Origin of the sequence: Nocardioides eburneus, assembly GCF_040838215.1 — a bacterium.
Lineage (GTDB): Bacteria > Actinomycetota > Actinomycetes > Propionibacteriales > Nocardioidaceae > Nocardioides > Nocardioides eburneus.
Window position 1 is genome coordinate 37,472 of the sequence record NZ_JBFPJR010000022.1, and the last position, 11,259, is coordinate 48,730.

The following is an 11,259-nucleotide window of genomic DNA, read 5'->3' on the forward strand; positions in this document are numbered from 1 at the left end:
CATACTCGTGCCATGAGGTTTGTGCACGAGACCCTGCCGCAGCGGGTCGCGTTCGCCGCCGGTGACGCGCCGGCTGCGGTCGCGGCGGAGATCGAGGCGCTCGGTGCCTCGAAGGTCATGCTGATCGCCAGCGACCGGGAGGCCGCGCTGGCCGACCCGATCGCGAAGGAGATCCCCGTCGTGCTGCGGCACGAGGAGGTCGTCATGCACGTCCCGGTCGAGGTGGCCGAGCGTGCGCGGGAGGCCGCGGCGTCCGCGGGGGCGGACGTGATCGTGACCGTCGGCGGAGGCTCGACGACCGGCCTGGGCAAGGCGGTCGCGCTGACCGCGGGCCTGCCGATCATCGCGGTGCCGACGACGTACGCCGGCTCCGAGGCGACCAATGTGTGGGGCCTGACCGAGGGCGAGACGAAGACGACGGGCGTGAATGCGAAGGTCCTGCCCGCGTCCATCGTGTACGACGCCTCCCTGCTCACCTCCCTGCCCGGTGACATGACCGTGGCGAGCGGGCTCAACGCGATGGCGCACTGCGTGGACTCGATGTGGGGGCCGCGGGCCGACCCGATCGACCGCGCGCTGGCGCAGGAGGGCATCCGCGGGCTCGCGGACGGGCTTGCGCAGGTGGCCGAGGACTCCACCGGCATCCCGGGGATCGAGCAGACGCTCTACGGCGCCTACCTCGCGGCGGTCTCGTTCGCGAGCGCCGGCTCGGGGATGCACCACAAGATCTGCCACGTGCTCGGCGGGATGTTCAACCTGCCGCACGCGCAGACGCACGCCGTCGTCCTCCCCTACGTGCTGGCCTTCAACGCGCCGAACGCCCCGGAGGCGGAGCGGCGGATCTCGCAGGCCTTCGGCGCGGAGACCGCCACGGCGGGCCTGGCCGCGCTGCGGAGCACGCTGGACGCACCGAAGGCGCTCAAGGACTACGGCATGCCCGAGGACGGCATCGCCAAGGCGGTCGCGCCGATCCTGGCGGCCATCCCGGCCAACAACCCGACGCCGGTCACCGACGACAACATCACCGCCCTGCTGCGGGCGGCCTGGGAAGGAGACGAGCCAGCATGAGCACCTACGTCAACCCCGGATCGGCGCAGGCGGGCGCGCACGGGCACGTCTACCGCGAGGTCACGCCCGAGCAGACCGCGGTGGAGGAGCGGCTGGTCGACAACGTGCTGAAGTCCTTCGCCTCGTGCGAGGACCCGCGACTGCAGGAGCTGATGCAGTCGCTGGTGCGGCACCTGCACTCCTTCATCCGCGAGGTGCGGCTCACCGAGGAGGAGTGGGGCGAGGCGATCGACTTCCTCACCAAGGCCGGTCACATCACCACCGACACCCGGCAGGAGTTCATCCTGCTCTCCGACACCCTCGGCGCGTCGATGCAGACCATCAACGTCAACAACCAGGCCTACAAGAACGCCACCGAGGCCACCGTGTTCGGCCCGTTCTTCGTCGAGGATTCCCCGCAGATCGAGCTGGGCGGCGACATGTCCTTCGGCGCGGTCGGGGAGCCGTGCTGGGTCGAGGGCACCGTGCACGACACCGAGGGCAACCCGCTGCCGGGAGCGCGGATCGAGGTCTGGGAGGCCGACGAGGACGGTCTCTACGACGTGCAGTACGACGACGGGCGCCGTGCCGCGCGGGCGCACCTGTTCGCCGACGAGGACGGCGCCTACCGGTTCTGGGGGCTCACCCCGACGCCGTACCCCATCCCCGACGACGGGCCGGTCGGCAAGATGCTCGCCGCCGTGGGCCGCTCGCCACTGCGCGCCGCGCACCTGCACTTCATGGTCTCCCACGCCGGCGCCCGCACCCTGGTGACCCACATCTTCCCCGAGGGCGACCCGATCGGCCGCAAGGACACCGTCTTCGGTGTCAAGGACTCGCTGATCAAGAACTTCGAGCAGCAGCCCGCCGGGACGCCGACGCCTGATGGCCGCGACCTCGGCGAGGCGACCTGGTCCAAGGTCCGCTTCGACATCGTCCTGGCGCCGACCGGCGCCTGAGCCGGCGCGCAGCCACAGGACGTCCCTGTGGCCGGCCTAGGATGGCCGGGTGACCCTGCCCGACCTCGCCGCCCTGCGGCTGCTCGCCGACGTCGGCCGCCTCGGCAGCATCGGCGCCGCGGGGCGGGCCGCCGGGATCTCCCAGCAGTCCGCCTCCGAGCGGCTCCGGGCCACCGAGGCGCAGACCGGGCTCGTGCTCGTCCAGCGCTCCACCCGGGGCGCGAGCCTGACCCCGGAGGGACGGCTGCTCGTCGAGTGGAGCACGGAGCTGCTCCGGGTCGCGGACCAGATCGAGACGGCGCTCGTCACGCTGCGCAGCGAGCACACCCGCCAGCTGCGGGTCTCGGCCTCGATGACGACGGCGGAGTATCTCCTCCCGGCGTGGCTCGTCGCGCTGCGGCGCCAGCCGGGCTCGGCCGGTGAGGTCTCGGTCAGTCTCGAGGCGACCAATTCGCGTCACGTGGTGGAGGCCGTGCGTGACCGCCGCGCCGACCTCGGCTTCATCGAGGGACCGGAGGCGACCGACGGGCTCGCGCGCGCCGTCGTCGGACGCGACGAGCTGGTGCTCGTCGCCGCCCCCGACGACCCGTGGGCCACCCGGCGTACGCCGCTCTCCCCGCATCTCCTCGGCACGCGTGCGCTCACCAGCCGGGAGCCCGGCTCCGGCACGCGCGCCGTGGTCGAGCAGGCGCTCGCCCGCGCAGGGGTCGACGTCGTACGCCCCGACGCGGAGCTGGCCACCAACGCCGCCGTCCTCGCCGCCGTCCGGGCCGGTGGGGCGCCCGCGTTCCTCAGCCTGCGGGCGGTCGAGCGTGACCTCGCCACCGGGATGCTGGTGCGGCTGCGGGTCCGCGAGCTCGATCTGCGCCGCGACTTCACCGCCGTGTGGGTCGGCTGGAGCACGCCGCCCGCCGGGCCCGTGCGCGACCTGCTCGCCATCGCCCGCCGGAGCAGGTGACGGCCGACCTCCCTGGTGCGCGCCCGCCTCACCGGACCCCGACGCGGCTGCGGCGGGCGGCTATCGGCTCGAGCGATCCACGAGAGCGCGGTGCGGCTGGGCACGAACCTGTGGTTCCGGGTGCGTGAGGCGCGTAGGCCGCTCACAGGCTGACCGCACGGCGACCACAGACCCCGCGCGCACGCTCGGGAGCATGACGGCACTCATCGACCCTCCCGTGAGCGCGGCCCTGCCCGCGCCGCCCGTACGACGACGGCGGCTGCGCCCCGAGCGCGCGTCCCTCCTCCTGCTGCTGGCCGCGACCGCGGTGGCCTATCTGTGGACCCTGTCCGAGTCCGGCTACGCCAACCAGTTCTATGCCGCGGCTGCCCAGGCCGGCTCCGAGAGCTGGAAGGCGTTCTTCTTCGGCTCGCTCGACGCCGGCAATGCGATCACGGTCGACAAGCCGCCGGCGTCGCTGTGGGTGATGGGGCTCTCGGTGCGGATCTTCGGGATGAGCTCGTGGAGCATCCTCGTCCCCGAGGCGCTGATGGGCGTGGCGACGGTCGCGTTGACCTATGCGCTGGTGCGGCGGGTGGCGTCCTGGCCGGCCGCGATCGCGGCGGGGGCCTTCACCGCGCTGACGCCCGCGGCGGCGCTGATGTTCCGCTTCGACAACCCCGACGCGCTGCTGCTGCTCCTGCTGGTCGGCGCCGGCTACGCGACCCTGCGGGCCACCGACTCCGGTCGCAGCCGCTGGCTGATGCTGGCGGGCGCGCTCGTCGGCGTCGGCTTCCTCACCAAGATGCTGCAGGCGTTCCTGGTGCTCCCGGCCTTCGCGCTGGTCTACCTCGTCGCCGCGCCGGTCTCGTTGCGCAAGCGCGTCCTCCACCTGCTCGGCGCCTTCGGCACGATGATCCTCAGCGCCGGATGGTGGGTCGCGATCGTCGAGCTCGTGCCCGACTCGTGGCGCCCCTACGTCGACGGCTCGACCCACAACTCGATCCTCGAGCTCGTCTTCGGCTACAACGGCTTCGGCCGGCTCACCGGGGACGAGACCGGCGGGCTCGGCAACGCCGGCTTCTCCAGCGGCACCGGCTTCCTCCGTCTCTTCGAGGGCGTCTCGGGCGGCATGGTCGCCTGGCTCCTGCCGGCCGCGCTCATCCTGCTCGTCGCCGGCCTCGTCGCCCTGCGCCGGGCGCCGCGCACCGACCTGACCCGGGCCGCGCTGGTCCTCGCCGGCGGCTCGATGGTCGTCACCGGTCTGGTCTTCTCCTTCATGGCCGGCATCTACCACGACTACTACACCGTCGCGCTCGCTCCGTGGATCGCGATGACCGCGGTGCTCGGCGCGGTGGTGCTGTGGCGCCGGCGCGAGCAGTTCGCGTCCCGCGCGGTGCTGGCGCTCGCGGCCGGGGCGAGCACGGTCTGGGCGGTCGTCCTGCTCGGGCAGTCCGGCGAGCAGCCCTACGACGCGCTCCGCTGGCCGGTGCTCCTCGGCGGCCTCCTCGTCACCGGTGGGCTGCTCCTCGTCGACCAGCTCTCGCGGAGCCGGGCGGCGGCGGTCGCGGCGGCCACGGCCGTCGTGCTCGGCCTCGGGCCGGCGGCGTACACCCTCCAGACGATCACCACCGCCCACACCGGCTCGATCGTGACGGCCGGGCCCTACTCTTCCGGCATGGGCGGCCCCGGCGGTGCGCCCGGTGGCGGGCGCCCGGGTGGCGGCACCGGTGGCTTCGGCGGCACGCCGCCGCAGATGCCGGGCCAGACCCAGGGACAGTCCCAGGGACAGTCCCAGGGACAGTCCCAGGGCCAGTCCCAGGGCCAGCTGCCGGGTGGTCGCGCCGGCGGCGCGGGTGGTGGCAGCGTCCTCGGGGGCTCCCAGGTGAGCGACGACCTCGCGGCCGCGCTGACGACGAACGCCGGCGACTACCGTTGGGTGGCGGCGACGACCGGCGCGCAGAACGCCGCGAGCTATGAGCTGGCGACCGGCGAGTCGGTGATGGCGATCGGCGGGTTCAACGGGACCGCGCCGAGCCTGAGCCTCGCGCAGTTCAAGGAGTACGTCGCCCAGGGGCTGATCCACTACTACATCGCCGGCGGCGGCATGGGCGGGATGGGCGGCAGCAGCCAGAGCACGACCGACGCCTCCGCGATCGCCTCCTGGGTGGAGGACACCTTCACCGCCACCACGGTCGGCGGCACGACGGTCTACGACCTCACCCAGAGCGGCAGCAGCGCCAGCGCGGCGGTGACCTCGTGAGCACCGAACCCCTGACCCGCGACCTGGTCGGCGCGGCCCGGCGGTCGGCGGTCGACACCGCGGTCGACCTGGTGATCCCGGTCTACAACGAGGAGCGGTCGCTGGACTCCGCCGTACGGCGCCTCGACGACTACCTGCGCGACCGGCTGCCGTACTCCTACCGGATCACGATCGCCGACAACGCCAGCACCGACGGGACCTGGCTGGCCGCGAGACGGCTGGCCGCCGAGCTGCCGACCGTCCGGGCGCTGCACCTGGACGCGAAGGGGCGAGGGCGGGCGCTCAAGGCGGCGTGGTCGTCCTCGAGCGCGGAGGTGGTCGGCTACATGGACGTCGACCTCTCGACCGACCTTCGCGCGGTCCTGCCGCTGCTCGCGCCGTTGCTCTCGGGCCACTCCGACCTGGCGATCGGGACCCGGCTGGCGCGGTCGAGCCGGGTGGTGCGCGGGCCGAAGCGCGACCTCATCTCGCGCGGCTACAACCTGCTGCTGCGGACCGTCCTGTCGGTGTCCTTCAGCGACGCGCAGTGCGGCTTCAAGGCGGTCCGCCGTGAGGTCGCCGACCGCCTGCTGCCGCTCGTGGAGGACGACTCGTGGTTCTTCGACACCGAGCTGCTCGTGCTGGCCCAGGAGGCCGGGCTCCGCATCCACGAGGTGCCGGTGGACTGGGTCGACGACCCGGACTCGCGGGTCGACCTGCTTGCCACGATCCGCGAGGACCTGGCGGGGATCGGTCGGCTCGCCCGCGGGCTGGCCGGGGGTCGGATCGGCCTCGACACGGTCGGGGACGGCGTACGACGCCCGGCCGGCGCGGCGGCGGCCGGCGGGCTGTGGCGCCAGGTGCTGCGCTTCGGTGCCATCGGGGTGGTGAGCACCCTGGCCTACCTGGTCCTCTACGTGCTGCTGCGGGGCACGATGGGGCAGCAGCCCGCCAACCTGATCGCCCTGGTGGTCACCGCGGTGGCGAACACGGCCGCCAACCGCCGGCTGACGTTCGGCATCCGGTCGCGGACCGGCGCCGTACGCCACCATCTCGCCGGCCTCGCCGCGTTCGGGATCGGCCTCCTGCTCACCAGCGGCTCGCTCTGGCTGCTGCACGCCGCCGCTCCGCGGGCCGCCCACGCGACCGAGGTCGTCGTACTCGTGCTCGCGAACGCCGCCGCGACGCTGGTCCGGTTCGTCGCCCTGCGGCGGGTGATGGCCCCCGCCTGAGCCACCCCACCCTCTGGGCGGGCTCAGGCGTCGACCAGCTCCGGACGCTCGTCCGGGTCGGCGTCGCCGGAGCCCCAGTGACCCTCGAGATGCGGCCGGTGGAGGCTCTCGCCCTCGACGTCGACGTTGGGGAGGATCCGGTCGAGCCAGGCGGGGAGGTACCAGGCCTTCTCCTTCATGAGGTACATCAGCGCGGGGATGAGCAGCATCCGGACCACGAAGGCGTCGAAGACCACGGCGACGGCGAGCGCGAAGCCCATCGACTTGATGATGACGTTGTCCATCATGATGAAGCCGGAGAAGACGGCGGTCATGATCAGCGCGGCGGCGGTGACCACCCGGGCGGAGTTGCGGAACCCGTCGACGACCGCCTCGCGGAAGGTCGCGCCGTGGACGTGCGCCTCGCGGATCCGGGTCACGAGGAAGACCTGGTAGTCCATCGCGAGTCCGAAGACCACCCCGACGAGGAAGATCGGCATGAAGCTGACGATCGGCTGGCCGGCGAAGAGCCCGAAGGTGCCCTTCTGGAAGACCAGCACGGTCGCCCCGAGCGTCGCGAGGACGGAGAGCAGGAAGCCGAGCGTCGCCGTGAGCGGCACCAGCAGCGAGCGGAACACGATCATCAGCAGGAGGAAGGCGAGCCCGATGACGATCGCGAGGTAGACCGGCAGCGCGTCGCTGAGCTTGGTCGACACGTCGCTCTGGATCGGGCCGGTCCCGGTGATCCCGATGGTCGTCCCGGTCTGCCGCTCGATCGACGCCGTGCCGTCGCGGAGCGAGGAGAGCAGGTGGTCGGTGGCGACGTCCTCCGGTCCGGAGGACGGCTGGACGAGGATCATCGCGCCCTTGTCGTTGCTCTGGGCGAGGAGGACGTTGGCGACGCCCTGCTGCTTGCCGACCCAGCCGGTCACGGTCTGGTACGCCGCCTGCTGCTGCGCCGGGTCGCCGGCCTGCCGCCCGTCGACGACGACGAGCATCGGCGCCAGCCGGCCGGGACCGAACGCCTCGGTGACCAGGTCGGCCGCCTTGCGCTGGGTGGTGTCCTGCGCCGCGGTCGAGTCGGTGGGCAGCGCGAGGTGGAGGTCCTTCATCGGGACGGCGAGGGCACCGAGCGCGACGACGGCGAGAAGCACGAACACGAGCGGCGCGCGGCCGATCAGCCCGGCCCAGCGGGTGCCGTTGTTGACGACCAGGCCGCGGGCGTCACGCTTCGGCCTGTTGCGGCGGAAGCGGCCCTTGAACGCCCACGACTTGAGCATCCCGAGGATCGCGGGGAGCAGCGTGAGCGCGACGAGGACGGCCACGAGGACGGTGGCGGCCGCGCCGGCACCCATCCAGGCGAGGAACGGGATGCCGACGACGCTGAGCGCCGCGAGGGCGATCATCACGGTCAGGCCGGCGAACACCACGGCGGAGCCGGCGGTCCCGACGGCGATGCCCATCGCCTCGGCGCGGTCGTCGGTGTGGTCGAGCTCGCTGCGGAACCGGGCGAGGATGAAGAGTGCGTAGTCGATGCCGACCGCGAGACCGATCATGCTGGCGAGGGCGGTCGTGGTCGACGGCATGTCGATGAAGCCGGTCAGTGCGGTGATGCCGCCCAGCCCGACGCCGACCCCGATCACGGCGGTGACGATCGGCATGCCGGCGGTCACCAGGGCGCCGAAGGTCAGCGCGAGGATCAGCAGGGCGATGAGGATGCCGATCGCCTCGGCGCTCCCGCCACCCATCTCCTGGGTCTGCATCCCCTGCCCCATCGCCTCGACGGTCAGCCCCGAGGCGCGGGCGTCCTTCATCACGTCGAGCACGTCCTGCTGCGTCGAGGCCTGCACGTCCGCGACGGAGGGGACGTCGAAGGTGAAGTCGATGGTGCCGACCCGGCCGTCCTCGGAGAGCGGCGAGACCGCGACGAGGCTCTTCTGCGCCGCCGCGAGCGCGGCGGCCCGGTCGAAGGACCGACCGGCCTTCTTCGCGGTCTTCGCCTGGGCGTCCACACCGGCGACGGCCTGCTGCTTCAGTGCGGCGGCCTTCTCCACAGGACCGACGGGACCGTCCTGACCGCTCGGGACGGTCGGCACGGTCTTGAGGTCGGTGACGAGGTCGGCCACCGCGGCGGCGTACGTCTTCTCACGAAGCGTGTGTCCCTTCGGCGCGGCCACGACGACGGTGACGCTGGGCGCGTCCGCGCTCGCCTCCTGGCCGTCGAAGAGCGTCCCCTGCAGCTCGGCGGCCTTGAGCGAGGGGATGCCGGGGATGGTGAAGGCGTCGGAGGTCGGCTTGCTGAGCGTCGCCGCGGCCCCGCCGACGGCGAGGATGACGAGGAGCCAGCCGACGAGGAAGAACGGCCACCGCCGGTAGGCGGTCTTGCCGAGTCGGTAGAGCAGGGAAGCCATGGGTGGGTCTCCTGGAGGGTGCGTCCGGTCGGGAGCGTTCGGGTCGGTGGGGCAGGTCAGCGGAGGAGGTCGACGAGGGCGTCGAACGTGCGGGTGAAGGCGTCTGCGAGGGAGCCGTGCGGATGGTCGAGGTAGTCGTCGAGCGCCATCTCGAAGACGACGACCATGACGCGGACGGCGAGCTGAGCCCGCGCCATCGGGAAGGCGGCGCCCTCGCGCTGCCGGATCACCTCCGCGAAGCGTGCGGTGCCCTCCTCGAAGCGGGCGTGGGCGGCGTGCATGACGCGCGGGTCGCTGCGCAGGACGCGGCGTACGCGCGCCAGCTCGGCCCGGTCGGCGGGCCGGTCCTCGAGCATCGTGAGGGCGAGCGCGCGCAGGTCGGCGACGAGCTGTCCGGTCGGGCCGCCGGCGACGAAGGTCGCGATGTGGTCGGGGTCGGGCTGCTTCTCCGGGCCGAGGATGGCGGCCATCTTGCTGGCGACGTGGTTGAAGAGCGTACGGCGGGAGACACCCACCGCCTCGGCGAGCTGCTCCATCGTCCAGCCGTCGAAGCCGTGCTCGTCGGTCAGCGCGAGCGCCGAGTGGTGGATCGCGTGCGCGGTGCGCGCGGCACGCGGCGTCGTTGCACTTTCGATCATGAAGTGCAATATTGCACTGCGCCCTCCAGAGTGCAAATCGAGGCAAGGGTGGAGGCGCGCGACATGTGATTCCGGTTACTGATCGGTAACACACTTCGCTCGCCGTGAGAACCCCTGGCGGCCTGCGGGATATCTCACCTGGCGGTGGGCCTACCCAAGAGACGACCGTCACTGGCACGCTGCCCTCTTGTCCCCGCCGGGGGACCGCTGAGCGAACTTCGCCTGAACGAGCCTGAACAAAGGAGTCCGGACGATGCTGATCGGTGTCACGCGCGAGACGAGACCGGGGGAGACCCGCGTCGCGGCGACCCCGACCACGGTGAAGCAGCTGGTCGCGCTGGGCTACGACGTCCTGATCGAGACCGGTGCCGGGGAGCTGTCGAGCTTCGCCGACGATGCGTACGCCGAGGCGGGCGCGCGGATCGGGACCGCCGAGGAGGCCTGGAGTGCCGACGTGGTCTTCCGGGTCAACGGTCCGACGATCGAGGAGGTCGGCCGGCTGCGTGACCAGACGACGCTGGTCTCGCTGCTCTCGCCGGCCCTCAACCCCGATCTGGTCGACGCGCTGGCCGCGCGCCCGATCACGGTGCTGGCGATGGACGCCGTGCCGCGGATCTCGCGGGCGCAGTCCCTCGACGTGCTCTCCTCGATGGCCAACATCGCCGGCTACCGCGCCGTCGTCGAGGCCGCCCACGAGTTCGGCCGGTTCTTCACCGGCCAGGTGACCGCGGCCGGCAAGGTGCCGCCGGCGAAGGTGCTCGTCGCCGGTGCCGGCGTCGCCGGCCTGGCCGCGATCGGCGCCGCCTCGAGCCTCGGCGCGATCGTGCGGGCCACCGACCCGCGTCCCGAGGTCGCCGACCAGGTGAAGTCGCTGGGCGGGGAGTACCTCCCCGTCGTCGTCCCGGAGGAGGAGCAGCAGGTCTCCTCCGACGGCTATGCGAAGGCCACCTCCGAGGCGTACGACGCCGCCGCGGCCCGGCTCTACTCCGAGCAGGCCGCCGACGTCGACATCGTGGTCACGACCGCGCTCATCCCGGGCCGGCCGGCGCCGCAGCTGTTCACCGCCGCCGACGTGGCCGCGATGAAGCCGGGCTCGGTCATCGTCGACATGGCGGCCGCCCAGGGCGGGAACGTCGAGGGCAGCGTGGCCGACCAGAAGGTCGTGACGGCCAACGGCGTGACGATCATCGGCTACACCGACCTCGCCGGTCGGCTCCCCACCCAGGCCAGCCAGCTCTACGGCACCAACCTGGTCAACCTGATGAAGCTGCTGACCCCGGGCAAGGACGGTCAGCTCGTGCTCGATCTCGATGACGTCGTGCAGCGCGGCATCACCGTCGTACGCCCGAACGGGAGCGTCGGCGAGAAGATGTGGCCGCCGCCGCCCGTCCAGGTCTCCGCGGCGCCCGCGGCGGCGCCGGTCGCCGAGCCCGCGCCGGCCAAGGAGAAGAAGAAGCTTTCCCCGGCGGCCAAACTGGGGCTCATCGCCGTCGGCGTGGTCGCGCTCTTCCTGATCAACGCGTTCGCGCCCGACCCGCTGCCGGAGCACTTCACCGTGCTCACGCTCGCGATCGTCATCGGCTACTACGTGATCGGGAAGGTGCACCACGCGCTGCACACACCGCTGATGTCGGTGACCAACGCGATCTCGGGCGTCATCGTCGTCGGCGCGCTGCTGCAGGTCGGGCAGGACCACCTGTCCATCCGCCTGCTCGCGACCGCCGCGATTCTGCTCGCCTCCATCAACGTCTTCGGCGGTTTCGCCGTCACCCGCCGCATGCTCGGCATGTTTCAGAAGGGCTGAGGTAGATCAA

Annotated in this window: 8 protein-coding genes; 6 read left to right on the top strand and 2 right to left on the bottom strand. The window is 72.3% G+C overall.

Features of this window, described 5'->3' with window-relative positions; genetic code table 11:
- Window positions 1-12: 12 nt before the first annotated feature.
- The 5 genes from AB3X52_RS13015 (at window position 13) to AB3X52_RS13035 (ending at window position 6,417) form a co-directional block, all read left to right on the top strand.
- A complete protein-coding gene (locus AB3X52_RS13015) occupies window positions 13-1,068 on the top strand; it encodes a maleylacetate reductase (protein WP_367994516.1) in 1,056 nt (351 codons plus the stop codon).
- Window positions 1,065-2,006: a dioxygenase family protein gene (locus tag AB3X52_RS13020; RefSeq protein ID WP_367994517.1), complete on the top strand. Its 942-nt coding sequence runs from the start codon at window positions 1,065-1,067 to the stop codon at window positions 2,004-2,006. The genes AB3X52_RS13015 and AB3X52_RS13020 overlap by 4 nt, the downstream gene beginning before the upstream one ends.
- A gap of 49 nt (window positions 2,007-2,055) precedes the next feature.
- Window positions 2,056-2,964, top strand: a complete 909-nt coding sequence (locus AB3X52_RS13025) for a LysR family transcriptional regulator (RefSeq protein WP_367994518.1) — start codon at window positions 2,056-2,058, stop codon at window positions 2,962-2,964.
- A 193-nt stretch (window positions 2,965-3,157) separates the two neighbouring features.
- The gene (locus AB3X52_RS13030) at window positions 3,158-5,206 is read left to right on the top strand and encodes a glycosyltransferase family 39 protein (RefSeq protein ID WP_367994519.1); all 2,049 of its coding nucleotides are present in this window, start codon (window positions 3,158-3,160) and stop codon (window positions 5,204-5,206) included.
- Window positions 5,203-6,417 carry a bifunctional glycosyltransferase family 2/GtrA family protein gene (locus AB3X52_RS13035; protein WP_367994520.1) on the top strand — a complete coding sequence of 405 codons (1,215 nt, stop codon included), beginning with the start codon at window positions 5,203-5,205 and terminating at the stop codon, window positions 6,415-6,417. The genes AB3X52_RS13030 and AB3X52_RS13035 overlap by 4 nt, the downstream gene beginning before the upstream one ends.
- A 23-nt stretch (window positions 6,418-6,440) precedes the next feature.
- On the opposite strand, the gene AB3X52_RS13040 is transcribed toward AB3X52_RS13035, so the two are convergent.
- Both AB3X52_RS13040 and AB3X52_RS13045 read right to left on the bottom strand, forming a co-directional pair.
- Window positions 6,441-8,807 (bottom strand): MMPL family transporter, encoded by a 2,367-nt coding sequence (locus AB3X52_RS13040; protein WP_367994521.1) that lies wholly within the window; start codon window positions 8,805-8,807, stop codon window positions 6,441-6,443.
- 56 nt (window positions 8,808-8,863) lie between these two features.
- Window positions 8,864-9,445 carry a TetR family transcriptional regulator gene (locus tag AB3X52_RS13045; protein ID WP_367994522.1) on the bottom strand — a complete coding sequence of 194 codons (582 nt, stop codon included), beginning with the start codon at window positions 9,443-9,445 and terminating at the stop codon, window positions 8,864-8,866.
- A gap of 253 nt (window positions 9,446-9,698) precedes the next feature.
- Here AB3X52_RS13045 and AB3X52_RS13050 point away from each other — a divergent pair, with 253 nt between their 5' ends.
- A complete protein-coding gene (locus AB3X52_RS13050) occupies window positions 9,699-11,249 on the top strand; it encodes a Re/Si-specific NAD(P)(+) transhydrogenase subunit alpha (RefSeq protein WP_367994523.1) in 1,551 nt (516 codons plus the stop codon).
- The last annotated feature ends 10 nt before the right edge of the window (window positions 11,250-11,259 follow it).

Excerpts from the sequence above, each read along its gene's own strand:
- AB3X52_RS13015 (WP_367994516.1), top strand. The coding sequence starts at position 13 with ATGAGGTTTGTGCACGAGACCCTGCCGCAGCGGGTCGCGTTCGCCGCC.
- AB3X52_RS13020 (WP_367994517.1), top strand. The coding sequence starts at position 1,065 with ATGAGCACCTACGTCAACCCCGGATCGGCGCAGGCGGGCGCGCACGGG.
- AB3X52_RS13030 (WP_367994519.1), top strand. The coding sequence starts at position 3,158 with ATGACGGCACTCATCGACCCTCCCGTGAGCGCGGCCCTGCCCGCGCCG.
- AB3X52_RS13040 (WP_367994521.1), bottom strand. The coding sequence starts at position 8,807 with ATGGCTTCCCTGCTCTACCGACTCGGCAAGACCGCCTACCGGCGGTGG.
- AB3X52_RS13045 (WP_367994522.1), bottom strand. The coding sequence starts at position 9,445 with ATGATCGAAAGTGCAACGACGCCGCGTGCCGCGCGCACCGCGCACGCG.
- AB3X52_RS13050 (WP_367994523.1), top strand. The coding sequence starts at position 9,699 with ATGCTGATCGGTGTCACGCGCGAGACGAGACCGGGGGAGACCCGCGTC.